Source organism: Pseudomonas abieticivorans (assembly GCF_023509015.1).
Taxonomy (GTDB): Bacteria; Pseudomonadota; Gammaproteobacteria; order Pseudomonadales; family Pseudomonadaceae; genus Aquipseudomonas; species Aquipseudomonas abieticivorans.
Window position 1 is genome coordinate 5,740,239 of sequence record NZ_CP094975.1, and the last position, 24,794, is coordinate 5,765,032.

26 protein-coding genes and 3 pseudogenes are annotated in these 24,794 nt (G+C 62.8%); 15 read left to right on the plus strand and 14 right to left on the minus strand.

Features of this window, described 5'->3' with window-relative positions:
- The first annotated feature begins 12 nt into the window (after nucleotides 1–12).
- The 3 genes from L9B60_RS26055 to L9B60_RS26065 all read left to right on the plus strand — a co-directional run bounded on the left by L9B60_RS26055 (nucleotide 13) and on the right by L9B60_RS26065 (nucleotide 2,803).
- Nucleotides 13–1,593, plus strand: a complete 1,581-nt coding sequence (locus tag L9B60_RS26055) for a flavin monoamine oxidase family protein (protein WP_249673852.1) — start codon at nucleotides 13–15, stop codon at nucleotides 1,591–1,593.
- 29 nt (nucleotides 1,594–1,622) lie between these two features.
- Nucleotides 1,623–2,057 (plus strand): RidA family protein, encoded by a 435-nt coding sequence (locus tag L9B60_RS26060; RefSeq protein WP_249673853.1) that lies wholly within the window; start codon nucleotides 1,623–1,625, stop codon nucleotides 2,055–2,057.
- A 104-nt stretch (nucleotides 2,058–2,161) separates the two neighbouring features.
- Complete coding sequence (locus L9B60_RS26065; RefSeq protein ID WP_249673854.1) at nucleotides 2,162–2,803, plus strand: ATPase; 642 nt, start codon at nucleotides 2,162–2,164, stop codon at nucleotides 2,801–2,803.
- A 9-nt stretch (nucleotides 2,804–2,812) separates the two neighbouring features.
- Here the strand turns inward: L9B60_RS26065 and L9B60_RS26070 are convergent, their stop codons facing one another.
- Together L9B60_RS26070 and L9B60_RS26075 are read right to left on the minus strand one after the other, a co-directional pair.
- On the minus strand, nucleotides 2,813–3,649 hold the full coding sequence (locus tag L9B60_RS26070) for a TolB-like translocation protein (protein ID WP_249673855.1): 837 nt from the start codon (nucleotides 3,647–3,649) through the stop codon (nucleotides 2,813–2,815).
- 39 nt (nucleotides 3,650–3,688) lie between these two features.
- Nucleotides 3,689–3,979, minus strand: a pseudogene (locus L9B60_RS26075) (helix-turn-helix transcriptional regulator); the annotation flags it as partial.
- A gap of 85 nt (nucleotides 3,980–4,064) precedes the next feature.
- Here L9B60_RS26075 and L9B60_RS26080 point away from each other — a divergent pair.
- The 3 genes from L9B60_RS26080 (at nucleotide 4,065) to L9B60_RS26090 (ending at nucleotide 5,928) form a co-directional block, all read left to right on the plus strand.
- Nucleotides 4,065–4,421 carry a hypothetical protein gene (locus L9B60_RS26080; protein ID WP_249673856.1) on the plus strand — a complete coding sequence of 119 codons (357 nt, stop codon included), beginning with the start codon at nucleotides 4,065–4,067 and terminating at the stop codon, nucleotides 4,419–4,421.
- Nucleotides 4,422–4,736: 315 nt separating this feature from the next.
- A complete protein-coding gene (locus L9B60_RS26085) occupies nucleotides 4,737–4,973 on the plus strand; it encodes a DUF2790 domain-containing protein (RefSeq protein ID WP_249673857.1) in 237 nt (78 codons plus the stop codon).
- Nucleotides 4,974–5,037: 64 nt separating this feature from the next.
- Nucleotides 5,038–5,928, plus strand: coding sequence for a LysR family transcriptional regulator (locus tag L9B60_RS26090; protein WP_249673858.1), 891 nt, complete (start codon nucleotides 5,038–5,040; stop codon nucleotides 5,926–5,928).
- Here the strand turns inward: L9B60_RS26090 and L9B60_RS26095 are convergent.
- From L9B60_RS26095 to L9B60_RS26105, 3 genes are all read right to left on the minus strand, one after another.
- Nucleotides 5,925–6,818 (minus strand): LysR family transcriptional regulator, encoded by an 894-nt coding sequence (locus L9B60_RS26095; protein WP_249673859.1) that lies wholly within the window; start codon nucleotides 6,816–6,818, stop codon nucleotides 5,925–5,927. The two genes, L9B60_RS26090 and L9B60_RS26095, sit on opposite strands and share 4 nt — an antisense overlap.
- 11 nt (nucleotides 6,819–6,829) lie before the next feature.
- Nucleotides 6,830–7,060 (minus strand): hypothetical protein, encoded by a 231-nt coding sequence (locus L9B60_RS26100; RefSeq protein WP_249673860.1) that lies wholly within the window; start codon nucleotides 7,058–7,060, stop codon nucleotides 6,830–6,832.
- 823 nt (nucleotides 7,061–7,883) lie between these two features.
- Nucleotides 7,884–8,795, minus strand: a complete 912-nt coding sequence (locus L9B60_RS26105) for a LysR substrate-binding domain-containing protein (protein ID WP_249673861.1) — start codon at nucleotides 8,793–8,795, stop codon at nucleotides 7,884–7,886.
- Nucleotides 8,796–8,916: 121 nt separating this feature from the next.
- Between L9B60_RS26105 and L9B60_RS26110 the strand changes: the two genes are divergently transcribed.
- From L9B60_RS26110 to L9B60_RS26120, 3 genes are read left to right on the plus strand one after another with little or no spacing between them, the layout of a single operon-like run.
- Nucleotides 8,917–9,825 carry a sugar phosphate isomerase/epimerase family protein gene (locus L9B60_RS26110; protein ID WP_249673862.1) on the plus strand — a complete coding sequence of 303 codons (909 nt, stop codon included), beginning with the start codon at nucleotides 8,917–8,919 and terminating at the stop codon, nucleotides 9,823–9,825.
- The gene (locus tag L9B60_RS26115) at nucleotides 9,822–10,601 is read left to right on the plus strand and encodes an SDR family NAD(P)-dependent oxidoreductase (RefSeq protein WP_249673863.1); all 780 of its coding nucleotides are present in this window, start codon (nucleotides 9,822–9,824) and stop codon (nucleotides 10,599–10,601) included. The genes L9B60_RS26110 and L9B60_RS26115 overlap by 4 nt, the downstream gene beginning before the upstream one ends.
- Nucleotides 10,602–10,647: 46 nt before the next feature.
- A complete protein-coding gene (locus L9B60_RS26120; RefSeq protein WP_249673864.1) occupies nucleotides 10,648–11,964 on the plus strand; it encodes an MFS transporter in 1,317 nt (438 codons plus the stop codon).
- A gap of 20 nt (nucleotides 11,965–11,984) precedes the next feature.
- Here L9B60_RS26120 and map read toward each other — a convergent pair whose 3' ends face one another.
- Both map and L9B60_RS26130 read right to left on the minus strand, forming a co-directional pair.
- Entirely contained in the window at nucleotides 11,985–12,773 is a 789-nt protein-coding gene (gene map, locus L9B60_RS26125; protein ID WP_249680156.1) for a type I methionyl aminopeptidase, read from the minus strand.
- An 11-nt stretch (nucleotides 12,774–12,784) separates the two neighbouring features.
- Nucleotides 12,785–13,027, minus strand: a complete 243-nt coding sequence (locus L9B60_RS26130) for a ParD-like family protein (RefSeq protein ID WP_249673865.1) — start codon at nucleotides 13,025–13,027, stop codon at nucleotides 12,785–12,787.
- Nucleotides 13,028–13,207: 180 nt separating this feature from the next.
- Between L9B60_RS26130 and L9B60_RS26135 the strand changes: the two genes are divergently transcribed.
- Nucleotides 13,208–15,412, plus strand: a complete 2,205-nt coding sequence (locus L9B60_RS26135) for an OsmC domain/YcaO domain-containing protein (RefSeq protein WP_249673866.1) — start codon at nucleotides 13,208–13,210, stop codon at nucleotides 15,410–15,412.
- A gap of 149 nt (nucleotides 15,413–15,561) precedes the next feature.
- Complete coding sequence (locus tag L9B60_RS26140; RefSeq protein ID WP_249673867.1) at nucleotides 15,562–16,581, plus strand: GGDEF domain-containing protein; 1,020 nt, start codon at nucleotides 15,562–15,564, stop codon at nucleotides 16,579–16,581.
- A 4-nt stretch (nucleotides 16,582–16,585) separates the two neighbouring features.
- On the opposite strand, the gene L9B60_RS26145 is transcribed toward L9B60_RS26140, so the two are convergent.
- Nucleotides 16,586–17,029, minus strand: a complete 444-nt coding sequence (locus L9B60_RS26145) for a GNAT family acetyltransferase (protein ID WP_283780536.1) — start codon at nucleotides 17,027–17,029, stop codon at nucleotides 16,586–16,588.
- A gap of 64 nt (nucleotides 17,030–17,093) precedes the next feature.
- On the minus strand, nucleotides 17,094–18,077 hold the full coding sequence (ftrA, locus tag L9B60_RS26150) for a transcriptional regulator FtrA (RefSeq protein WP_249673868.1): 984 nt from the start codon (nucleotides 18,075–18,077) through the stop codon (nucleotides 17,094–17,096).
- Between the two features lie 93 nt (nucleotides 18,078–18,170).
- On the opposite strand from ftrA, the gene L9B60_RS26155 reads away from it, so the two are divergent.
- Nucleotides 18,171–19,658: an MFS transporter gene (locus L9B60_RS26155; protein WP_249673869.1), complete on the plus strand. Its 1,488-nt coding sequence runs from the start codon at nucleotides 18,171–18,173 to the stop codon at nucleotides 19,656–19,658.
- 1 nt (nucleotide 19,659) lies between these two features.
- On the opposite strand, the gene L9B60_RS26160 is transcribed toward L9B60_RS26155, so the two are convergent.
- Together L9B60_RS26160 and L9B60_RS26165 are read right to left on the minus strand one after the other, a co-directional pair.
- A complete protein-coding gene (locus L9B60_RS26160; RefSeq protein ID WP_249673870.1) occupies nucleotides 19,660–19,932 on the minus strand; it encodes a DUF3077 domain-containing protein in 273 nt (90 codons plus the stop codon).
- Nucleotides 19,933–20,013: 81 nt separating this feature from the next.
- Nucleotides 20,014–20,259, minus strand: coding sequence for a hypothetical protein (locus L9B60_RS26165; protein WP_249673871.1), 246 nt, complete (start codon nucleotides 20,257–20,259; stop codon nucleotides 20,014–20,016).
- Nucleotides 20,260–20,757: 498 nt separating this feature from the next.
- On the opposite strand from L9B60_RS26165, the gene L9B60_RS26170 reads away from it, so the two are divergent.
- Nucleotides 20,758–21,522, plus strand: a complete 765-nt coding sequence (locus L9B60_RS26170) for a hypothetical protein (RefSeq protein WP_249673872.1) — start codon at nucleotides 20,758–20,760, stop codon at nucleotides 21,520–21,522.
- Between the two features lie 87 nt (nucleotides 21,523–21,609).
- Here the strand turns inward: L9B60_RS26170 and L9B60_RS26175 are convergent.
- Nucleotides 21,610–22,837, minus strand: a pseudogene (locus L9B60_RS26175) (MFS transporter).
- Nucleotides 22,838–23,029: 192 nt separating this feature from the next.
- Nucleotides 23,030–23,431, minus strand: a pseudogene (locus tag L9B60_RS26180) (BrxR family transcriptional regulator); the annotation flags it as partial.
- Between the two features lie 46 nt (nucleotides 23,432–23,477).
- Here L9B60_RS26180 and L9B60_RS26185 point away from each other — a divergent pair.
- A complete protein-coding gene (locus tag L9B60_RS26185; RefSeq protein WP_249673873.1) occupies nucleotides 23,478–23,756 on the plus strand; it encodes a hypothetical protein in 279 nt (92 codons plus the stop codon).
- Between the two features lie 102 nt (nucleotides 23,757–23,858).
- On the opposite strand, the gene L9B60_RS26190 is transcribed toward L9B60_RS26185, so the two are convergent.
- On the minus strand, nucleotides 23,859–24,311 hold the full coding sequence (locus L9B60_RS26190) for a hypothetical protein (RefSeq protein WP_249673874.1): 453 nt from the start codon (nucleotides 24,309–24,311) through the stop codon (nucleotides 23,859–23,861).
- 75 nt (nucleotides 24,312–24,386) lie between these two features.
- On the opposite strand from L9B60_RS26190, the gene L9B60_RS26195 reads away from it, so the two are divergent.
- Nucleotides 24,387–24,758 (plus strand): MerR family transcriptional regulator, encoded by a 372-nt coding sequence (locus L9B60_RS26195; RefSeq protein WP_249673875.1) that lies wholly within the window; start codon nucleotides 24,387–24,389, stop codon nucleotides 24,756–24,758.
- Nucleotides 24,759–24,794 lie beyond the last annotated feature (36 nt).

Here is a 24,794-nt window from a genome sequence, read left to right on the forward strand (position 1 = left end):
GGAGCAACAGACATGGCATTGACTCGACGTGAAGCGCTTTCAACCCTGAGCGCAGTGGGCGGTGAGCCTGCGGCGCAGGCGGCCTTGGGGGCATTGGGCCTGGGCCCTTCGGGGCATTTGCAATACCAGAAACTGGACTATGGCAAGGCCGCCGGGCAGGGCACCCGGGTGTTGATCCTGGGCGCCGGCATCGCTGGGCTGGTGGCGGCGCTGGAGCTCAAGCGCGCCGGTTTCCAGGTACAGGTGCTCGAAGCGCGCAAGCGCACCGGTGGGCGTAACTGGAGCCTGCGCCATGGCGACCAGGTTGACTACCTGGACGGTCGCAGTCAAACCGTGAGCTACGCCGAAGGCTTGTATTTCAACGCCGGGCCGGCGCGCCTGCCCAGCCAGCACAAGACCCTGCTGGACTACTGCAGCGAGCTGAACGTGCCGCTGGAGGTGCTGATCAACAGCAGCCACGGCGCGCGCCTGCGGCCCGATTTGCAGCAGCCAGCCTACACCGTGCGCCAGGCCAAGAATGATACGCGCGGGCAGGTGTCCGGCCTGCTGGCGCGCGCGGTGCAGCGCGACGCTCTGGATGATCAACTGAGCAGCGAAGAGCGCGCGCGCCTGCTGGCGTTCCTCAAGGACTACGGCGACCTGTCGGACGAGCTGGTGTACGAAGGCAGCATTCGCTCCGGCCATGGCGTGGCCGACCGTGCCCCCGGTGCGATGCCGGGCAAGGGCGCGCCGCTGGCCTTGGACCGCCTGCTGCACCCGCAACTGTGGGGCGCCTTGCTGCACACCGAATACCCGGAATTTTCCGCCACCATGTTCCAGCCGGTAGGCGGCATGGACCGCATCAGCCAGGCCTTCCACCAGCGCTTGCAGGATGAGGTGCAATTGGGCGCCCAGGTGCGGCAGATTCGCCAACTGCAGGACGGCGTGGCGGTGACGTATCACGACCTGGCCAGCGGGCGCGAGCAAGTGGTGCGCGCCGACTACCTGGTCTCGACCATCCCGCTGCCTTTGCTGGCCAAGCTCGACACCGACTTCAGCGAGCCCTTCAAGGCGGCGCTGCGCAGCACCCGCAACGACCAGGCAACCAAGGTGGCCTGGCAGGCGCCGCGCTTCTGGGAACAGCAGGACCGCATTTATGGCGGGCTGTCGTGGCTGGACCACCCGGCGCGGATCCTCTGGTACCCCAGCAACAACCTCAACCACGCACAAGGGCTGCTGGTGGCCGGCTACGTGACTGGGGAGGGCGCGGCTGCATTCGGCCAGCAACCCTTAGCCGATCAATACGCAGCCTCTGCCCAGGCGGTGGAGTTGCTGCACCCAGGTCAAGCCGAAAAACTGCGTCACCCGCTGGCCGTGTCCTGGGAGCAGGTGCCGTTCAGCGAGGGGCCGTGGTTGCAACGCGAGCATTTTCCAGCCGATGCCCATGCGTTGCTGGAAGAACCCCAGGGCCGGGTGTATTTGGCCAGCGACGGGCTGGTGCAAAACGGCGTCGGCATCTGGCAGGAGTCGGCGGCCAACTCGGCGCGCCGGGTGGTCGGGCAATTGGCCAAACACGTCATCGAACAACGCCACGCTGCGGCCAGCCTTTCCTGAGCCGCCTTCATTGATCAAGGAGCCACACCATGAGCCAAACCATCCAACGCGTCAGTGCCGGTGCCTTTCCGATTTCCCAGAGCGTGACCGTGAAGGCCTCGGCCAGCCTGACCTTCTTGAGCGGCGCCTTGCCCGATGTCGCCGACCCCAACGCCACGCCCGGCACGCCGGCCTCTTTCGGCAATACCGCGACCCAGACCGTGTCGGTGCTGCGCAAATTGCAGAAAGTGCTGCAGGCCCAAGACCTGGACCTGGGCGATATCGTGCAGCTTCGGGTATTTCTGGTGGGCGCCGAAGAGCTGGGCGGGCGTCTGGACTTTGCCGGCCTGCAAGAGGGCTACACGCAGTTTTTCGGCACCGCCGAGCAGCCGAACAAACCCGCGCGCACCGCCGTGCAGGTGGCGGCGTTGCCGTTGCCGGGGGCGCTGGTGGAGATCGACGCCATCGCCGCACGCCAAGGGTGAATCATCGCTTTTGGCAATGACCACTATCATTTCAATCACGTTCTCTTTGGCAGGGCGGGCGGCCACCATGGCAGTGCCTGCTCACACCCCAGGGAGAACACCCCATGATGCCCAGAATCGCCTTGCTGCTGACCCTCGTTTCGGCCCTCGCCACCGGCGCTGTGTCGGCCGCCCCGCGTGCTGCCGAGCCCCATGATGGGTTGTTCCGCCCTGCCACCGTGCACTCCAGCGTCACCCTCAAGCACACCCAGAGCGTGGGCGTACTGGTGAGTGACGACACCCTGAGCAACATTGCCTACCTGGCCCGCTACCGCAGCGACGCCCAACGTGGGGTGAATACCCATGGCTTGGCGCCCGAGGTCAAGCAGGCCTATGTCGACAGCGCCGACCCGGACCTGGCCATCGCCTGGTTGAACAGCGCGCTGGAACAGCAGTTCGCCCAGGTCACCTTCTACCGCGACCTGGGGTCGCTGGTGGCCGCGCGGCCCGACGTGGTGGTGATGATCGACAGCCGCAGCCAGTTGTTCAGCGAGCACAACGCCGACGTGCAAACCAACGTGACGGCGCAGTTCTTCGACGCCAACTTCGCCTACATCGGCAAGGCCGAGGGGCATGACGCGCTGCAGATGTCACCGCTTGAAGCGCGCCGGCAGGCGGCGCAGATCAGCCAGCAGCGGGTGGTGCAGATCAATGCGCTGCAGCGCTTCGATGCCTCGTTGCAGGCCTTGATCAAGGGGCAGGCGTGAGGGCAGGCTTCAGCGCGTGCTTAATTCAATCACTCGATCGCGACCACCCTCGGCCAACAAGTACTTGCCACCGCCCATGGGCAACAGTTCCTGGGGCGCACGCAGGTGCGACAGGATCACCTGCAACTTGCCGCTGTTGTCCAACAGCCACAACCGCGCCAAGTGCGTCTGGTCTTCGCTGATCCACAGCCCGCGCTCGTCGCACAGCAAAAAGGTCGGCTCTTTCAGCCCGCTCAGGTACACCGGGTCTTTACCGTCCTCGGTGAACTGGCGTACTTCACCGGCAGCCTTCACTGTGTAGAGCATCTTGCCGTCGGGGCAGGTTTCCACCGATTCCGATTCGCTGAGTGCGTCGCGCAGCACGGTCAGTTGCCCGCTGTCGCCGTCGTAACGCATCAGGCGGCCTTGGCCCTTGCGGTCTTCGATGGCGTACAGGCTGTTGCCCACCGCCTTTAAGCCCTGAACATGGTTGCCCATGAACAGCGGGGTGACGGTGCCGTTTTTCCACAATTGCACCGGCGAGTCGACGGCTTCCTGGCTGAACGCCAGGCCGCCCATGAACGCGGCCATGCCATCGGGCTTGGTCAGTTTTTCAATCAGTGGCGTGCGGCTGCCGTCGGGATTGAGCGCGACGATGCGGCCCTTGGCATTGCGCAACTCCTCGCTCACCAGCAAGCGCCCCTGGTCATCGATCCCAAGCGCTGCGGCCTTGGGAATGTCGCCATGGGCCAGGCGCACTTGCCAGCCGCTGGCCGCTTGAACCGGGTAGTAGTGCTGCCAGCCCAAAAAAACCAGGCCGCAGGCAACGGCGAGGGCGGGCAGGGCGAAAAGTGCTTTGAGATTCATCGGGTTATCCGAACGGGAGTCAAGTCAGCGGCCACCTTATCATTTGTGATCGGTACTGTGCCCCTCCTTGAACGCACTCGGGCTGACCCCCACCTGCTTGCGAAAGAACCGGCTGAAATAGCCCACGTCGGTGAACCCCAGTTCATGGGCGATCTGCTTGATGCTGAGCCCCGAATGCGCCAGTTCGCGCTTGGCTTGCAGCACCAGGCGCGCGTTCACCAACGCCATGGGGGTCATGCCCAGTTGCTCCTGGCACAGGCGGCCCAAGCCTACCTGGAGGCCACCATGCACTTGGTAATGGCGCAAGAAACGCGGATCGTGCGGCCGGTGCAGTTTGCCAGCCTCGATACACCATGGTGAGTGCCTAAGGCCGCCGGGGCTGGTAAAGTCAGCGCTTTTGCGCCGAGGGAAGACCATGAAGCGAGTGTTGGGGATGGGTGTGCTGGTAGCCGTGGCGCTGGCCGGGTGCACCGGGCAGAAGATGGACAGCACTCGCACGGCGGGGCCCGCCAAGACGTTCGACTCGCAGAAACCGGCGCAGAAAGTGGCGCAGTGCATCGAGTTCTACTGGAAGGATGAGGCGGTGTTCGGCGCCACCACCGACGCGTTCGTCAAGAACCTCAAGGACGGCAGCTTCACCGTCTACACCACCGACTCGGAATACTTTGCCGATGTGCGGCCGGTGGGGGCAGGGGCCCAAGCCCGCTATTACGTGATGGCGCCGGACAAGTTGGCCGATCGCCGGTTGGCGGCGGTGGCGTCCTGCCTTTGATTTAACCACAACGCAAAGTCCTGGCCGTGGCCGCGAGGCTCACGGTGGCAACCTGACGCCGGGCAATGCCCCGGTGGCGGCCTGCTGGCGGTGCTCGAACTGCCTCGGGGTCGCGACTGATACTTTTTTAGTATCGATGCTTATTTATTAAGAAATATTTATTTCCGGTGGGGTTAATTAAACTTTGCTTAACCCCTCGGGAAGTGAACTTGTCGGACAATGGCATAACTTTCCGTTAATCGAAGTTAATCAACATGGCGAACTTCAACGCAGGTTCGGTCGAACCCGTGACGCCAGTGTATTGAGGTCATTATCATGAAAAAGTTAATGCTGTTGGTGGCTGCCAGCCTGTCGATCATGGCCGGTGTGGCCGAGGCAGACGGTGCTGCGCCGTACAAGTACGGTGACAAGCTGGACATCGCCAAGGTGATCAACCTGTCGGACATCCCTAACGTGTGCAAAGTGGTGCCGGCGCAAATGACCTATGAAGATCATCAGGGCCAACGGCACACCGTTGAATATCAAGTGATGGGCAATGGCTGTTACGAATAAACGTATCTCGCGCTATTTGCATTACACTGCAGGTGATCGCCCCCTCGCGCCGCCCGGACCTGCAATGAACCTGCGCCAACTGCTGTATTTCAAGACCATCGTGGAATGCAACTCCATCTCGGCCGCCTCCGAAGTGCTGCACATCGCCCAGCCGCCGCTGAGCCAACACCTCAAGACCCTTGAGGCTGACTACGGCTTGCAGCTGTTCGAGCGCAAGGGCCGCGGCCTGCTGGTGACCGAGGCCGGGCTACACCTGTACCGGCGCGCCTGTGAACTGTTGAATCTGGCCGATGAAATCGATGCCGATATGCGCTTTCGCGCCGAGGGCCTGGCCGGGCACGTGCGCATCGGCGCGGTGACCACCGGCCTGCTGCCGTTGGCCAAGGTGCTGGCCGAGCTGCGCCTGGCACTGCCCAAGGTGGTGTTTTCGATCGACCAGGGCGACCCCCGGCAATTGGAGGAGCGGGTGGCCACCCGTGAGCTGGATTTCGCGCTGACCCATTGGCCCGTCAATACCCCGGGGCTGCAGACATTGCCCTTGCTGGACCTGACGCTGGTAGCGGTGGAGAACGGCGCCGGGCCATTGGCCGGGCACTCCCATTGCCAGTTGGCCGAACTTGCCCAAGTCCCCTTGATCATGGTGCGTCGCCGGCAGGGCGAGGGCGTTTACGAACGCATCATCCAGGCCTTCGGCAGCCTTGGGGTGGCGCCGGTGATTGCCTTCGAGTGCACCGACATTACCGGTGCCCTGGCCTTGGCCGAAAGCGGCGCGGGGGTGGCGTTGTTGCCGGTGTGGCAGGGCCGCGAGCAGGCCGCGCCACTGCGGCGGGTGCCCATCAGCGACTTTGCCGGCCGCGAACAATTGGTGTTGATGTGGCAGGCTGATCGCCAGCCCGCACCGGCCGTGCACATGGCATTGAGTGCGTTGCAGGCCTTGGCGGTGCAGGGCGCTTAGCTGGGCGTCACTGCCAGGAAGGTGCGGGCTTCGGCAAAGCACTTTTCGGCGAGCACCGAGCGCGGTTCGGTGCGGCGCATGATCAGGCCCAGCGGCGCGATCACTTCGGCGTCGGGCAGTTGCAAAAAGGCCAAGTGTTCATTGAGGCTTTCAAGGCCGCTGTCCAGGGGCATCACCGCGCAGCACAGCCCGGCCTGCAAGGCCTGGACCAGTTGGAAGGTGGAGTCGCTTTCCAGCACCGGTTGCGGTGACAGGCCACGGCTGCGAAAGCTCAGGTCCACGGATTTGCGAAAATGCATGCCGTTGACGATCATCCCCAAGGGCAGTTGCGCTGCGTCTTCCCAACTGATGCCAGGCGCCTGGAAACTGAAGTGACGCTTGTCGTACAGCAGGCCAACGCGGGTCGAGGACAGCTCGATAAACTCGAAATAGGCAGGGTTGACCTGGTCCAGGTAGCACAGGCCCAGGTCAATCTGGTTGTTGGCCAGGCCTGCGAAAATGTCATCCGAGGTCAGCGTGCTTACCCGAAAGCGCAACTCGGGAAAGCGCTCGGCCAGGTTCTTGATGAACGTGGTGGTGTTGAAACTGCTCAGCGGTACCAGGCCCAGGCGCAAGTCACCGATCAACTGGCCACGGCAGGCCGCAGCCTCGGCGTACAAGCCGTCATGGGCCGCGATCAGCGTGCGCGCCCAGGCCAGGACCCGTTCGCCGGCCTGGGTGAACCCCTCGAAGCGCTGGCCACGGTTGACCAGCACCACGTCCAGCTCGTCTTCCAGGTTGCGCAGGCGCATCGACAGGGTCGGCTGGGTGATGTTGCAGCGGGCCGCAGCCTGGCCAAAATGCCGGGTCTGGTCCAGGGCGATCAGGAACTTGAGCTGTTTGATGTCCAAAAGGCCAGGCCTCAGCGCTTGCCCATGGAGCGGCGGGTGCCGTTGGGCGCGCGGCCCGGGGTTTTGTCATGGCTGGACTTGCCGGCACCTGGGTGGGTGGGCTGGCCTTTTTTCAAGGCCTCGGCAAACGCCGCCGGCTTGAATGGAAAGCTGAACGCGGGGATGGCCGGCTTGCTGTCCTGGCTGTCGCCGCTGGGTTGTTCAAGGGTCGGCTCGACAGGGGGGTGTTCACTGACAGACATGCGGGGCTCCGGGGGTATTGCGCGATAGGCGTGGAAGCTGCGCAGTATATCAGGTAGACCGCGTTGTGTTGTTCGCGGATCAATCGGCACCCCGCAAGAGCGCCAACCCTGTAGCGGATTTATCCGCGAAAAGGACACTGCGGTTTGTCTGGAAGATCACCGGTGCATTCTTCGCGGATAAATCCGCTCCCACAGATTGATCGCGTTCCCTCTGTAGGAGCGGATTGATCCGCGAAAAGGCCGCCGCGGTTTGTCTGGAAGATCACCGGTGCATTCTTCGCGGATAAATCCGCTCCCACAGATTGATCGCGTTCCCTCTGTAGGAGCGGATTGATCCGCGAAAAGGCCGCCGCGGTTTGTCTGGAAGATCACCGGTGCATTCTTCGCGGATAAATCCGCTCCCACAGATTGATCGCGTTCCCTCTGTAGGAGCGGATTTATCCGCGAAAAGGCCGCCGCGGTTTGTCTGGAAGATCATCGGTGCATTCTTCGCGGATGAATCCGCTCCCACAGATTGATCGCGTTCCCTCTGTAGGCGCGGATTTATCCGCGAAAAGGCCGCCGCGGTTTGTCTGGAAGATCACCGGTGCATTCTTCGCGGATGAATCCGCTCCCACAGATTGATCGCGTTCCCTCTGTAGGCGCGGATTTATCCGCGAAAAGGCCGCCGCGGTTTGTCTGGAAGATCATCGGTGCATTCTTCGCGGATGAATCCGCTCCTACAGGCGATCGTATTCCCTCTGTAGGAGCGGATTTATCCGCGAAAAGGACACTGCGGTGTGTCAGGTAATTGGTGTCGGCGGCTTCGCGGATAAATCCGCTCCTACGGATGTTGCGGCTGCCAGCGCCGCAGTATCTCGGCAAACGCCCGGGTCGCGTTCGACTGCGGGTGATCGGTGGGGGTGGTCAGCCCCACCGGCGCCTTGAGCAAGGGGCTGGCAAAGGGCAACGGCACCAGCAGCCCCAGGCGCAGGTCCAGGTTCACCAGCCCGCGCTGCACGAACCACACCGCCTGGTGATCGTGGGTAAACACCCGTGAGAAGGTCTCGCTCAAAGACTCGACGATGCGAAACCCGGCGCCGGCGCCGCTGGCCAGCAAGAAGTTGTCGACGGTGATGCGCACCAGCGTCCCCGGTGGCGAGGCCAGCAAGGTGTAGGGCCGCAGGTCGTCCAGTTCCAGCTGTTCGCGGCCGGCCAACGGGTGGTCGCGGTGCACCACCAGCACCAGGTCTTCCTCATACAGTGCCTCGAAGCTCACCCCCAGCATGTCGCGGCCGATCAGCCGGCCGACGATCAGGTCAAGGTCGTGGGTGCGCAGTTTGGCCACCAGGTATTCGTACACGCCCGACAACACCTGGATTTGCACCTCGGGGTGGCGCGCCTGCATCAATGCCACGGCGGGCGCCAGCATGTAGCCGGCGGCTGTGGGCAGGGCGCCGATGCGCAGTACCTCCGGCTGGCCGGGGGCGCTGTGGGCCAGGGTCAGGGCCTGGTTGAAACTGCTCATGGCCTGCGCGGCGTGCGTCTGGAAAGCCTCGCCGGCCTGGGTCAGGCGCATGCCGCGACGGCCGCGCTCCACCAGGCGCTGGCCCAGTTCGTCTTCCAGCTCCTTGAGGCTTTTGGACACCGCCGACAAAGTGATATGCAGCATTTGCGCAGCCTTTTGCAGGCTGCCGTGCTGCACCACCGCCAAAAACACCCGCAAGTGACGCAGGTTGATGGTCGACAGGCTCATGGAGCGTTCTCTTTTTATTGGTTGAGCTGTAGGTTGATCAATGCGGGAATATAACTCAATTTTATCAACCACGGGGTTGAGCTAGCATGGGCTCATTCATAAAAACAACAGAGGTAGCGCCATGCCCCTTCGCCCGGATGCATCGCCCCCTACACCGCGCCTGGGCCTGTCCAGTGCATCCACGCCGAGCCTGAGCCCGGAAGCCCTGATCGAGCAATTGGTGGAGCAGGGTTACCAAGGCGTCGAATGGCGCGTGGCCGACGTCAGCGCGCTCGACCCCTCGCGCCCCTGGGACGCCAAGCACAACAACCGCTGCACCGTGGCGCCAACCACTGAGGCGGTCAGCCGCATTGCCCGTCGCTGCCAGGACGCTGGCCTGAGCATTTTTGGCCTCAGCCCCTACCTGGCCGTCGGCGACCTGGCTTACGCCAACCAGTTGCTCAGCCTTGCGGCCATCGCCGGGCAAGCGCGCCTGCGCCTGTGGGCGCCGGCCTATGAAGGCGAGCGCTACAGCGTAGGCTACGAGCGTTTTCGTCACTTCCTTGACCACCTGCTGCCCCAGGCCCAGGCGCTCGGCGTGCAACTGGCCCTGGAAGTGCACCAACGCACCATCTGCTCAAGCCCTGCGCTGGCGATGCGCGTGGCGCAGCACTACCCGGCGCAGGCGCTGGGGATCATCTACGACCTGGGCAACCTGGCCATCGAAGGCCGCGAAGACGTGCAATTGTCCTTGGACCTGATGGGCCCGCACCTGGCCCACGTGCAGGTCAAGAACGTCGCCTACGCCCCGCGCGGCGACGGCCTGGGCTGGACCTGGGACTGGTGCCCGCCCGATGAGGGCTTCCTGCCGCTGCGGGCCATGCTGGCAACCTTGCAGCACAATCAATTCAACGACTGGGTCAGCGTCGAAGACTTCGACAGCCGCTACCCCGACCGCCAGAAAATCGCCCGCAACCGCGCCCTGATGCACGATTACCTGAACCTGCCGCTTGGCACCCCTTGCACTGAAACCGAGGTGACCACCCGATGAACCCAACAGTAACTGTACGTCCCGTAGCCCTGGTGACGGGCGCTGCCGGCGTGCTGGGCCGGGCGATCTGCGAACGCCTGTGCCGTGACGGCATGCACCTGGTGCTGGCCGACCTGAACCTGGCCGCGGCCCAAGCCGTGGCGGATAACCTGGACCGGGCAGACGGGCAGGGCGCCTTGGCGCTGCAGGTGGACATGGGCGACAACGCGTCCATCGCAGCCTTGGTCGAGCAGGCCGGTGGGCACTATGGCCGGATCGACGTGGTGGTCAACAACGCGGCTGTCAACCATCGCGGTTCCCTCGCCGATTTCGACCCGGCGCTGTGGGACCACATGATGGCGGTCAACCTGCGTGGGCCGGCGGTGCTGTGCCAACAGGTGCTGCCGTACTGGAAGGCGCAGATGAGCGGGCGGGTGATCAACATGGTCTCGCGTTGCTGGGTAGCGGGCGGGCCACCGGCCTACGTCGCCTGCAAGGCCGGGCTGGTGGGCCTGACCCGTTCGTTGGCGCGGGAGTTGGCACCCTACAACGTCACGGCCAACGCCGTGGCCCCGGGCATGCTGCCGTCGGCGTTTACCCAGGACGGCCGCGATGAGGCAGCCTTCGAACGCATGGCCGAAGGCGCGGTGCGGGTCACGCCGCTGGGCCGTTTGACCACGCCGCAAGACGTGGCCAATACCACCGCGTTCCTGGCCTCTGGCGATTCTGCGTTCGTCACCGCCGAGGTCATTCACGTGTGCGGCGGCAGCCAGTTGGCACCGTTCGGCAACCTCTGAACGCACCAGTGATTTACAACCCTTACAACGACAACAAAGGTTGATCATGCACACTCACTCCACCCCTTCGCGAAGCATGGCCCGCCGGGCTGCCTTCGGTAGTTTCCTCGGCAGCGTGGTCGAGTACTACGACTTCTTCATCTACGGCTCGGCCGCAGCGCTGGTGTTCAACAAGGTCTTTTTCCCGGGCAGCGATGCCATGGCCGGCACCCTGGCGGCACTGGCGACCTTTGGCGTGGGCTACATCGCCCGCCCGGTGGGCGCATTGGTGTGCGGCCACCTGGGCGACCGCATCGGCCGCAAGCAGGTGCTGTTGTTGACCCTGGTGCTGATGGGCCTGGCCACCTTCGCCATCGGCCTGCTGCCCACCTACGCGATGATCGGCACCTGGGCGCCGGCCTTGCTGGTGCTGTGCCGCTTGCTGCAGGGCTTTTCCGCCGGTGGCGAGCAAGTGGGCGCCAGCCTGTTGACCATGGAGCACGCGCCCAGCAAGCACCGCGCGTTCTACACCAGCTGGTTGCTCAACGGCGCGTCCATGGGCTCGATCCTCGCGACCTCGGTATTTATCCCGATCTCGATGCTTAGCGAAGAACACCTGCTGGCCTGGGGTTGGCGCATTCCGTTCCTGTTGAGCGCGCTGATGGTCATCAGCACCTACCTGATCCGTCGCGGCATCGACGAAAGCCCGGAATTCACGGCCACGGCGGCTAAACAACCGGTCGAGGAGCACATCCCGATCAAGCACTTGCTGCGTAACGAGCGCCGGGCGTTGGTCGTGGTGTTTTGCTGCGCGCTGATCACCTCGGTGTCGTCGCTGGTGATGATTTTCGGGTTGTCGTACGCCACCAACAACGAGCACATCGACCGGCCGTCCATGCTCATGGCCATTTCCATCAGCCAGTTCGTCGCGCTGGTGTGCCACCCGCTGTTCGGCTGGCTGGCAGACCGCATCGGCAAGAAGCGCATCTTCGTCACCGGCGCCATGGCCTGCACGGTGGGGGTGTTCCTGTTCCTGTGGTCGATCAGCACCCACCAGCTATGGCTGATCATCGCCTGCACCATCCTGCTCAAGGCCGTGTTCTACAGCGCGCCCAACGCCCTATGGCCGTCGTTCTACGCAGAAATGTTCAGCCCGAGGGTGCGCTATACCGGGGTGGGCCTGGCCACGCAACTGAGCTTCATCGTCGCGGGCTTTTCGCCCAGCCTGTGTTACGCGCTGCTGGGCGAAGGGCCGCAGGGCTGGGTGCCGGTGGCGTGCTTCATGGGCGCGTTGGCGTTGGTGGCGGCGATCGCGGGGATGGTTTCGCGGCCGGCGAACGCCAGCGAGCCGGTGGCTGCTGGCGGGCTTTGCGCTCGGGCCTGATGGCACGAGCGGTCAGGGCTTCAGGGCGCCGGGTACTCCAGCGACACATCCGGCCACGGCGTCAGCACCTCAAAGCCCGTGTCGGTCACCGCCACCATGTGCTCCCACTGCGCCGACAGTGAGCCATCGGTGGTGACCACGGTCCAGCCATCGGCAAGGGTCTTGACCATGCGTTTGCCGGCGTTGAGCATCGGCTCGATGGTGAACACCATGCCGGCTTGCAGTTTCAGGCCGTGCCCCGGGTTGCCGTAATGCAGCACCTGGGGTTCGTCGTGGTAAACCTTGCCGATGCCATGGCCGCAGTACTCGCGCACCACGCTGAAACCGTCGCGGTGGGCCACCGTCTGGATCGCGTGGCCCACGTCGCCCAAGGTGGCGCCGGGGCGCACGGCGCGGATGCCGGCACACATGGCTTCGTAGGTGGTGCTGACCAGGCGCTGTGCTTGCGGCTGCGGCTCGCCGACGAAGTACATGCGGCTGGTGTCGCCGTACCAGCCGTCCTTGATCACGGCGATGTCGATGTTGATGATGTCGCCATCTTTGAGCGGCACGGCCGATGGGATGCCATGGCACACGACATCATTGACCGATGCGCACACGGTTTTGGGAAAGCCATGGTAGCCGACGTTGGCCGGGATGGTTTTCTGCACCTTGACGATGTAGTCGTTGCACAACTGGTCGAGCTGGTCGGTGGTCACCCCAGGCTTAATGTGCTCGGCGATCATGTGCAGCACCTCGGCGGCCAGCTTGCCGGCGATGCGTGCGCTGTCGATTTGGGCCGCGGTCTTGAGGGCCACCTGGTTGCGCATCGCTGGACGGCTCATCGGGCCACCCCGACGACGGCGCGCAGCGGTTCACAGGCACCGCCCAAGGTCAGGCCACCGGCCAGTTCCGCCTGGATCAGCAAACGCGACAGCTCCCGATGATTGAGCTCTGGGTGCAACTCGGCGAGCATGCCGATGCGCATCCAGTGTTCGGCCTGCGCGTTGATGGAGCGGCTGAGCGCATTGCCGGCGATGCGCAGGTTTTCGTGCATTTGCTCAGAGATCTTGACGATGCCCATGGGGGAGGGTGCCTTATATGAAACGTATATGTTTCGTATGGTAGGCGAAGGGGTGGCACACCGCAAGTTTATGACCGGCCTGGGTTATGGAGGGCGCGCGTTGGCAGATCGCTCACGACTTGCGGTGGAAAAACCGGGATAATGGCGGCCAATTCGTTTTGCTCGCATGGTAATTCCCGCATGGAAATCAAAGTCAATTTTCTCGACAACCTTCGGCTTGAAGCCAAGTTCGATGATTTCACGGTGGTGGCCGACCAACCCATTCGCTACAAAGGCGATGGTTCGGCGCCGGGCCCGTTTGATTATTTCCTGGCGTCGTCGGCGTTGTGCGCGGCTTACTTTGTGAAGTTGTACTGCGATACCCGCGACATCCCCACCGATAACATTCGCCTGTCGCAAAACAACATCGTCGACCCGGAAAACCGCTACAACCAGATCTTCAAGATCCAGGTCGAGTTGCCGGCCGATATCAGCGCCAAGGACCGCCAGGGTATCTTGCGTTCCATCGACCGCTGCACGGTGAAGAAGGTGGTGCAAGCCGGGCCGCAATTCGTGATCGAGGAAGTGGATAACCTGGACGCCGATGCCCAGGCCTTGTTGATGCCCGCGTCGGCGGCGCACGCCAGCACGTACATTGCCGGCAAGGACCTGCCGCTGGAGCAGACCATCGCCAATATGTCGGCCATCCTGGCGGGCTTGGGCATGAAGATTGAGATCGCCTCGTGGCGCAACATCGTGCCCAATGTCTGGTCGTTGCACATCCGCGACGCGCACTCGCCCATGTGCTTCACCAACGGCAAGGGTGCGACCAAAGAGGGCGCCCTGGCGTCGGCGCTGGGCGAGTTCATCGAGCGCTTGAACTGCAACTTCTTCTATAACGATCAGTTCTGGGGCGAAGACATCGCCAACGCAGCGTTCGTGCACTACCCGGATGAACGTTGGTTCCAGCCGGGCCGCAAAGACGAGCTGCCGCCGCAAATCCTCGACGCGCACTGCCTGAAAATCTATAACCGCGAAGGCGACCTGCGTGGCTCGCACCTGTTCGATACCAACTCGGGCAACGAGGCGCGCGGGATTGTCTCGCTGCCCTTCGTTCGTCAGTCCGATGGCGAGGTGGTGTACTTCCCGTCCAACCTCATCGAAAACCTGTTCCTGAGCAACGGCATGAGCGCCGGCAACACCCTGGCCGAAGCCCAGGTGCAGTGCTTGTCGGAAATTTTCGAGCGTGCGGTGAAGCGCGAAATCATCGAAGGCGAATTCGCCCTGCCGGACGTACCGGCCCACGTGTTGGCCAAATACCCGGCGATCATGGCCGGCATCGAGGGGCTGGAGGCCCAGGGCTTCCCGGTGCTGGTGAAGGACGCGTCCCTGGGCGGTGAGTTCCCGGTGATGTGCGTCACGCTGATGAACCCGCGCACCGGCGGCGTGTTTGCCTCGTTTGGCGCGCACCCAAGCCTGGAAGTGGCGCTGGAGCGCAGCCTCACGGAGCTGCTGCAGGGGCGCAGCTTCGAAGGCCTGAACGATTTGCCACAGCCGACCTTTGCCGGCCACGCGGTCACCGAGCCCAACAACTTCGTCGAGCACTTCATCGACTCCAGCGGCGTGGTGTCGTGGCGCTTCTTCAGCGCCCAGTCCGACTACGAGTTCGTGGAGTGGGACTTCACCAGCGAAGGCGACAACGCCAACGTCGAAGAAGCCGCCACGTTGTTCGGCATTCTCGAAGGCATGGGCAAGCAAGTCTACATGGCGGTGTACGAGCACCTCGGCGCCAAGGCCTGCCGCATCCTGGTGCCCGACTATTCGGAAATCTACCCAGTGGACGACCTGATCTGGGACAACACCAACAAGGCGCTGTTCTTCCGCACCGACATCCTCAACCTGCATCGCCTGGACGAAGATGACCTCAAGGCTTTGGCTGAGCGCCTGGTCGAAAGCGAGCTGGACGACTACACCGACATCACCTCGCTGATCGGCATCGAGTTCGACGACAACACCGCTTGGGGCCAGTTGACCATCCTGGAGTTGAAACTGCTGATTTACCTGGCCTTGCAGCAATTTGAGGAAGCCAAGGAGGCGGTGGAAGCTTTCCTGCAGTACAACGACAACACGGTGGAGCGCGGCTTGTTCTACCAGGCGGTGAACGCGGTGCTGGAGATGGAACTGGACGAAGACCTGGAGCTGGCTGATTACGAGGTCAATTTCCGGCGCATGTTCGGCAACGAGCGCATGGACGCGGCCATCGGTTCAGTCAACGGCTCGGTACGTTTCCACGGTCTGACGCCGACCAACATGAAGCTGGAAGGCCTGGACCGGCACCTGCGGTTGGTGGAGAGCTACAAAAAACTGCACGCGGCGCGGGCCAAGGTGGCGGGGCTGGCCGGTTAAGGGCGCGGCGGTCCGGTTTGTCCGCGAAAAAAGCATGCTGTGGTTTGCCTGATGCATCACGGTGTGTTTTTCGCGGATAAATCCGCTCCTACGGGGCCCTGTAGCCTTACACAGGTCGCGCTTCGAAGCGTTTGGCGAGGTGGTTGAGCATGCATGCATCGCAAGAAACGCTGGAGCAAAAATCCTTTGCTCAATTGCGCCCGCTGAAAATTTCCAGCGAGATTTTGGCTACCGCCGTGTGCTTGCTGGTGTTGGTGCTGGCCAACACCAGCCAGGCGCTGTCGCCCTGGCTCTACGGGTATTGCCTGGTGGCCGGCATGGCCTGCTACCTCACCTACCGGGCCCGCACCACGCGCCAGCTATGGTTGACCGGCATGCTGTTGCTGTGCACCTGCACCGCCTGCCTGGGCTCGCTGGCCATCGCCCTGGGCAACCCGCTCCTGTGGTTCTTGCCCATCGGCCTGGTGTTGAGCTTGCCGGTGTCGGCCATGCACGATCATCCGTTGCACGCCCTCAGTACCGGGGGCGCCATCTGGGCCACGCTGTTCTATGTGGTGCAACCCAACTTCGACCGGCAACTGGACCTCACCCTGACGCTGATACTGATCACTGGCAGCCTGCTGGTGGCCACCCTGGTGTGCACGACGTTTTGCCGTACCCGCAAAGACGTGTTCGATTTACAGCGCCAACTGCATGGCATGGCCTACAAGGACGCCCTGACGGGGCTGCCCAATCGACGGGCCTTCATGGAGCAACTGGGTGCGACGCTGGAGCAAGGATCGGCAGCGTTATTTTTCCTGATGATCGACATCGACGACTTCAAGAAAATCAACGACGGCTTCGGCCATGATGTCGGCGACAGGGTGCTGGTGGAGGTGGCCAAGGTGCTGCGCGAGCACAGCCTGGGCCACAACTTCGCCCGCCTGGGCGGTGAGGAGTTCGCGGTTGCCGCCCAGGTGGCGGACGTTAGCGCAGCGCAGGCACTGGCTGGCAGCCTGGTCGAGGCCGTGCACTCAAGCCAGGTGTACGGCCTCATGGTGTCCATCAGCGTAGGGTTGGCGCAACACGCGTGCGAGGAAACTTTGTTCAGCCTGATGCGCCGTGCTGACCTTGCGCTGTATGAAGCCAAAAGTGCTGGCAAGAACCGCCACGCATTGGCAGCCTCCTAAGCGCTTACCGTTCAGGATTGACGATGTTCGATTCGACTTTCTTGCCCATGCTGATGCGTGGCTCGACCGAATAGCCCAGGGCCTCGTAGAAGCCTATGACACGTTCGTTGTCGTTGGTAATCTGCAGGTTGATTTTCATGCACCCACGCGCGGTCAAGGCGGCCTCCGCATGACCGATCAAGCGTGCTCCAATGCCTTGGCGCTGATGGGCAGAATGCACCGCTACCGAATACAGCCAGCCACGATGACCGTCGTAACCGGCCATCACGGTGCCAATCACGGCATCACCGGCCAGTGCTACAAAAAACAGGCCGTCTGAAGCGGCGAGCTTTTTGTCGATTGCAAGGCTTGGGGTGTTGTGGGCGGTGTTATATCCGAAAACAGATTCCCACAGCGCAATGACGCCAAGGCGATGGTGTTCGTTTGAATACTCAGTGATGGCGTGCATGGCAGGGCCTTGGGTGGGGTGGCGTTAGGGGGCGGCGCTATCTTTTTGAACGACAGCTTTTGGCCTATTCAGCCCGCCCGAATTGCTTGCGATAACAGCTGGGGCTGCTGTCCAGGCTTTTGCGAAAGTGGTGCCGCAAGGTGGCGGCGGTGCCAAAGCCGCACCGCTCGGCAATCAGCGGCATGGGCAAGGTGCTGGTTTCCAGCAGAGCCTTGGCGCGCTCCAACCTGACCCCCAGCAACCAGTTGGCCGGCGTGGTGCCGGTGGCATCGTGAAAGCGGCGCAGGAACGTGCGGCGGCTCATGTGGGCGGTGCGCGCCATGTGCTCGATATCGATATCGCTGTGCGGGCTGGCCATTAGTGCGTCCAGCATTGGCGCCAGGCTGCTACCGGGCCGAACGGTGACGGGCTGTTCGATATATTGTGCCTGGCACCCCAGCCGATGGGGCGGCGTAACCATGCGCCGCGCCGCGCGGTTGGCCGCTTCAGGGCCAAAGTCGCGGCGGATCAAATACAGGCAGGCATCGAGCCCGGAGGCGCAGCCAGCCGAGGTCAGGATATTACCTTCGTCCACGTACAGCACCGACGGCTCGACCTGAATATCGGGGTAGGCCCGGGACAATGCCTCGTGATGGTGCCAATGGGTAGTGGCGCGCCGGCCCGCCAGCAAACCGGTGGCCGCCAGCACAAAGGTGCCGGCGCAAATAGTCACGATGCGACAGCCCCGTTGGCTGGCCGCCCGCAGCGCATCGAGCAGGCCGGCCGGCACCTCTTCAGCCAGGTCGCGCCAGCCAGGGATGACGACAGTGCCAGCCTGCTCCAGCAACTCCAGGCCGCCTTGCACGGTGATCTGCACGCCGCCAAACGCCCTCAGCGGGCCCGGCTCGGCTGCAGCGACGCGCAACTCATAGAGGGGGCGTTTGAGCTGCGGGTCGTTGCGCCCGAAGGCTTCGATGGCGGTGCCGAATTCAAAGGTACACAGCTGGTCGTACGCCAGCACGACGAGGCGGTTATTGAACGGTATTGAGTCAGGCAGGTGTTTTGGCATGAAATTGACGATACCTGGCATTCGTGCCGATTTCCACCGGCGCGCCTGCCCCTGATCATCGCTGCACTCACTGTGGCTATGCAAAGGTGCAACATGAAGGACTCGGTAAAGGCGCTGTCCGCCGTGTGTTTGGCGGCAATGATGTTTGGTTTGGAAATCTCCAGTATCCCGGTGATATTGCCCACCCTTGAGGCATTGCTCAAAAGCCGGTTCAGTGACCTGCAGTGGATCATGAACGCCTACACACTGGCCTGCACGACCGTGTTGATGGCCGTGGGCACGCTGGTGGATCGCTACGGGCGCAAAGCCTTGTTTATCCAAAGCGTCGCGGTATTTGGCCTGGCCTCGTTGGCCTGCGGCCTGGCGGACAGCGCCGCGCAACTGATCATCGCCCGTGCGGTGCAGGGCGCCAGTGGCGGCGCCATGCTGGTGTGCCAGGTTTCGATTCTGTCCCGGCAGTTCACCGTGGCCCGTGAACGCAGCAAAGCGTTCGCCTTGTGGGGCATTGTGTTTGGCGCAGGCCTTGGGCTGGGCCCGATCATCGGCACCGGCATCCTTGCGTTGGCCAGCTGGCAGTGGGTGTTTCTGGTCCATGTGCCGATCGCCGCAGGCGCCTGTGCCCTTGCCGCCGCCGGGGTGCACGCTTCGAGCGAGGCGCCTACTGGCAAGCTGGATGGCGTCGGGATTGTGTTGTTGGCCTTAGCCGTGTTCGGCCTGACCTACGTGATCATTCAAGGCTCACAGCCTGAAATGTCGAGTGTGGAAGCACGGGTGATCTTGTCGTTGACGCTGCTTGCGTTCGTGGCGTTCGTAATTTCGCAAAGGGTCAACCGCCAGCCGATGATGGATTTCTCGGTGTTGCGCATTCGCGGATTTTCCGGTGCGTTGCTCGGCTCGGCAGGCATGAACTTCAGTTTTTGGCCGCTGATGATCTACTTGCCCATCTACGTTCAGGCGGGTATGGGGCTGGGCAAAGGCGAAGCCGGCTTACTGTTGCTGGCGTATACGTTGCCGACGCTCTTCGTGCCGCCGCTGGGTGAGCGCCTGGCGCTGAAGCTGCATCCGGGTGTGGTCATCCCGGCAGGGCTGCTGGTGATCGGGGCGGGCTTGATGTTGATGTGTGCATCCATCGGCCATGCCCAACTGCTGGTACCGGGAATGGCCGCTGGCTGCTTGCTGGCCGGGACGGGGTTGGGGCTGACCAACACCCCGGTGACCAACACCAGCACCGGCTCCGTGCCGCCAACCCGTGCCGGCATGGCGTCGGGCATGGACATGAGCGCGCGGATGACCTCGCTGGCCATCAACATCGCGGTCATGGGCTGGATACTGCTGCAAGGTATCAGCGTTGGGTTGCAGCAGGCATCGGGTGGGTTGAGCGATGCAGCAAGCTTGCACGCTGCGGCCCAGGCAGTGGCGGCGGGCAAGCAAGAGGTACCGGCAGCCGCCTTTCACGCGGCGCTCGATCTAGGCTTCACCTGGGTGCTGCTGTATGGCGTGGCCAGCGTCTGCCTGGCGGCGCTGGCGAGCTTTGTGGTGTTCAGGCCTTGGGCTGGGGGGGCGGTTTTGAAAACGGCTTGATCTAGCCTCCGTTGCGGCTTTCGTGGCCGGCCAGCAATGCATCCACCAAACCTTTTGCCCCCTCGATGTGGTGCAATGCAGACCACACCAACCCGCGGTCAGGGTTGGGTGTGTCGCACAGTTCGAACGTCGACGCGTGTGCGCACTTGAGCAGGTGCGACAGGTGGGTCAGGGCGTCTTCCAGGCTGATGCCGGAGTTTACGCTGAAGTAGGGCTGTTGCCCGGAATCGCACAGGCCGAAGGGCAGGGCGGTGGTTTCGGTGATGTCGTTCATGGTCAATATCCTTCTTGATAAACGGGGCGCACCCCATTCTGTAGGAGCGGATTTATCCGCGAAAAAAAACGCCACGGTCTATCAGTTGGACCGAGGTGCGTGCTTCGCGGATAAATCCGCTCCTACCGCGTGGCGCCAAAATTGCCACCAGCGCCGGGGCCTGGATTTGCGCCGTTCGGCCTCGCGTTTGGCGAAGTAGACGGCGTAGCGCTTGGCCAGGACTTTGTTGTCCAGGTCGAACACAAGGCGTGGGAATGCCAGGAGGGGGTGATCGGCGGGTAGGCTGAAGTGCGGGATGTTGGGTGGATCGGGGGTTGGTTTGACCATGATGCAGCTCCTGAGAGAGTGGAGCTGCCACATTCGCGACTAAACGAAGGGGTGGCAGCCGTGGCAACAGGTTAGTCGACCGGCCTCCCAGGAATACCGGCGCACCCGAGGGTGCCCTGCGCCACAGCTGCCATAACGGTTTTTCGCGGACGATAAAGTACGCGAAACGCTATGCATCTATAGCGAGTGGGAGAACTTCCGAGCGACTAAACCCGACCGCTGATGAGCAGCGGCGAGCGCAGACTAGACCCGGAAATACACCCCGTGCAAGCGCAAAATTGTAAGCTGTAGGCCGATTATCGCAGAGGTTGTAGTACTTTTCCTACGGTTTTCTCGCGGGACTGGGCAATGGCTCGCGGGGTCGGAACGCTGTGCCACATCAGTAAAATCCAACGAACAACTGCCTGTAACCGGCCGCGTTCTATTAGCATGGCGACACCCGCCTTACGTGCCCCTCGCGTAAGGCCCCTTAAAAACAAAGAATCTGCCACCCCCTCCATGACTGCCTTCTACTTAAAACTGCTCGTCACACCCACCCTGATGCTCGCCATTTCGCTGGCCGGCAATCGCTGGGGCGTTCGCCTGGCCGGTCTTCTCTCTGGGTTGCCCGTGACATCGGCGCTGATCATGTTGTTTCTCACCCTGGAGCAAGGCAGCGCCTTTGCACTGGAGGCCATTCCCGGGGCATTGGCCGGGCTGTCCGCGGTGCAGGCGACGTACCTGGTGTACCTCATCGTGGCGCAACGTGTTCGCATCCCCCTGGCCTGCATGGTGGCTTTGGCAGCGTACGGCGCAATGGCCGTGTTGATGAGCCATTTGGGCAGCCTGGCACTGTCGGTCAGCGTGACGTTGGTGTTGCTGGCCTCGATCATCATCCTCACCTCCAAACAGGCCCAGCCAAGCACGGCGCGCCTGGTGCGAGTGCCGCGATGGGTGATTCCGATGCGTATGCTGGCGGCCACCTTGCTATTGCTGGCCATTACCGCCAGCGCCCAATGGCTGGGGCCTGTCGCCAGCGGGATGCTGGCGCCGATACCGGTGATTGCCTGGCCGTTGGCCGTATTCGCCCATGTGTTGGGCGGCGCCCAGGAGATGGGCAAGATCATCAGGGGCAACGCCATTGGCGGTGTCGGGGTGCTGGGGTTTTACCTGGTGCTGGAAATGGCGATGCAGCCCTGGGGTGGGCTGCCGGCCATCGCCGCCGCGGTGGCGCTGGCGGTGGTGGCGACGTTCCTGTTGGCGCGGGTGCTGGACAGGCGCTGAACCGTCTTTGCCCGCGACAGTGACCGTGGGGCCGACATCGCAGGCAAGCGTTACTCCCCACGTGCGGTCGCCGTGGGGAGCGGGATGTTAACCGGGTTGGGCCACCAGGCTGTTGCTGACGTTACGCCCCAGCACCAGCACCGTCACAAAACCGCAGCCCACCAAGGCTGTGGCCAGGCTCAACAGCACCGAGGTGCCCATTTTGTCGACGATCTGCCCGCCAAAGAACGAGCCCACCGCAATGATCACCTGGAACAAGGCGACGAACAGCGGCATGCCGCGCTCCACGTCCTTGGGCGCAACCACGAACATCCAGATACTGGCGCAGGCGGGGAACGCAGCCGAAGGCGAAGCCCCAGAGCGCGATCAGCATCGCCGCGCCCGTCATGCCGGTGGCAAAGTGGGGGAACAGCGCGGTGCTGGTGCCGATCAACAGCGCCACCAGCATCAGGGTGTGGCGCACGCTGCGGTTGGCGGCGAAACCCGCAAAAATGTTGCCTGCGACACCGGCCGCACCGTAAAGCAGCAACAGCGAGCCAATCGTCGGCCCATCGAAGCCGGCGCTTTGCTTGAAGAAGGGTGCCACATAGGTGTAGGCGGCAAAGTGCGCCAGGCCAATCAGCAAGACTGCAATCAAGCCAACCCGAGCTTGTGGGTTGATAAACAGGGCCGGCAGGTCACTGATGCTGATGGCCTTGTCCGGCGCGAGCCGCGGTAGCAGGAAGATCTGTGCCAGCAGCACCGGCACGCCCACCAGCGCGGTCACCAGGAAGGTCATGCGCCAGCCCATCAGGCCACTCAGCCAGGTGCCCACGGGCACGCCCAGCACAGTGGCCAGCGTCACGCCGACCATGATGATCGAGGTGGCCTGGGCCACGCCAACCCCCTTGGGCGCCAGGCGGCCGCTGAGGGCAATGGCCGTCGCCCAGAAACCGCCGATGCTGACGCCCAGCAGCACGCGGCCGAACAGCAGCAGGCTGAAGTCGCTGGCGTAGGCCACGACCGAGTTTGCGATGATCATCAACAGCGTCAGGCCGATCAGCAGATAGCGGCGGTCCATGGCGCCGATGCCCACCGACAGTAACGGCGCGGCCAGGGCTGCCATGATGCCGGGCAGGGTCACCATCAGGCCGGCGTGGCCGGCACTGATACCCAAGTCGCTGGCGACGTCGTTGAGCACGCCCACGGGCAGGAACTCACTGGTCACCAGGGCGAAGGCGCCCACCGCGACCGAGAGAATCGCCAGCCACTGCTGTTTGACGCTTTGTTGATTATGTTCGGGGGGGCCGCTAGGGGCCGGGCTTGCGCTTGGCATGGTGCTGGGTTCCAAGGGGGAATGTCGCCTGCTGGCAGGCGAAAGGAGCGGGGGGTGTAATGCAGGCGATTATAGGGGGCGGCGTCGGCAAGTACAGAGGCGAGCGTTTCGATAGTAAACATCAGTGCAATCGATTATGCGCCCTCAGGTGAACCCATGCCGTGGCCGGCTGCAGGCGATTAAATCGTGGCGCTAGTCATACAACCAAGGCTTCAACGCCTCCAGGTTTTGCACCACGATCTGCTGCGCCGCAGCCTTGGGATTATGGCTCCTGGGATCAATTTGATAGCGCTGCAGTACATACTTCACCAATGCCCGACGGCTAGGCACCCGCAACTGCCCGCCCACCATTGCGAAGTCAGTCTCGATAATTGCCTTTTGCTCAGGCGTCAGTCGCAGGTCCGCAGTCAAGATCACTGGAATATCGGTATTCCAATCCACATCCTGATCGGCTCCGTTGTGCGATTTATCCAGCAACTCCGGCTGCCCACGTAACCGGCTGAGGACGAAGTCACGGTACTGGCGGTTCTTCTCGCAATACGCCCGTACATGCCAGCGCATGCCCGTATAGACCAAGGTATGCGGCGCTATCAACAACCCCGACGATATCGCCAATGACAGCGAGATCGAGTTTGATCAAGTGGCGCAACGCCAAGCGGTTGAAATCGAAGGGGCGTTGTTCGACCGGGCGTTGGCTGACGAAGCGCACACCCGGCTACTTGAAGATCAGTCGGCAGCAGTGCGCGCCGCACTGGTTCGCGATCCGGATGACGCCGTCAAGCATGCGATCGTGGCGTGCCTCTCATTGCCTTTCGGCACTCCCGCATACAGCGCGGCAGTGGTAGCGCGGCTGCGCGAGTCCGGCGTCAAGAACCTTGTCGATACCCTGTCCGCCGTCAAGGGGGCCGCGATGTCCTGAGCGCACGAAAGGCCGCGCTCACCCGTGCCAGCACAGGCTTGGGCCAGCGGTTGCGACGGGGACATCCGTGTGCAACCGCAGCCCAAGGCTGCGATGCGGACCTCAGGGTTGCCGGTAGAGGGGGGCAGGTTGCCGATTCGGCTGCCTGGCCCATCGCCCTGACTCATTGGTTGGCAGCACCTGCGCAATTGCAAACCCTACCTCGATCACCGTAAAACCAAGAAGCAGAAAACTCGCACCCTGGGCCACGGCAAACAGTTGCCAGGCCGCAAACAGTATTCTTGCCATGGCGTCATACAAGCCCACCTCACGGCTCGCGTGCATGAGCCGCCACAGTGACCAAGCCACCACGATGCTGCCCAGCAAATTAGCGAACAGCATGGCCGTAACGTCCAAGGCAGGCACGGGGCGGTCCAATGCCAGGCCGTTGGACAGCGCCGCAAAGCCTTTGATTACCGCTGCTGCGGTCCACGGGGTCATGAAGCCTGCGGTCACTATCAGGTCATACCAGGCGCTGGCCCGCACGATGTGTAGATTGCTCTTTACGCTGATCATGGTCATCCCTCACAGTTTGGACCCACAGGCTAAAGCCTGGACCTAAGTCCAGAGTCAACATGAGTACTGAACGTCATGAAAATCGGCGAAGTGGCAGCGCGCACGGGTGTATCGGTCGACGCGTTGCGGTTTTATGAAGAGAAGAAGCTGATCAAGCCCCAGCGCGCCGCCAACGGCTACCGGCATTACCCCGAGCAGACGCTGCAGCTGGTGGGGTATATCAAACTGGCGCAGCAGTTGGGGTTTTCCCTGGCAGAGATTGGCGAGAACCTGCCGCTGCTGTGGAACAGCGAAGGCGTTTCAATCGACTTGCTGGCCCGCTTGTTTGCCGAAAAAATCGCCGTACTGGATGAACGTATCGGACAGATGCAGGCTTTGCGTGATGCACTGGCTGAACGGGCGACGCAGGTGTGTCCGTTGTTGGGTGAGGGTTTGGCCTCAGATTGAACACCCCGGGCAGAACGACTATCCATTTTCGGCACA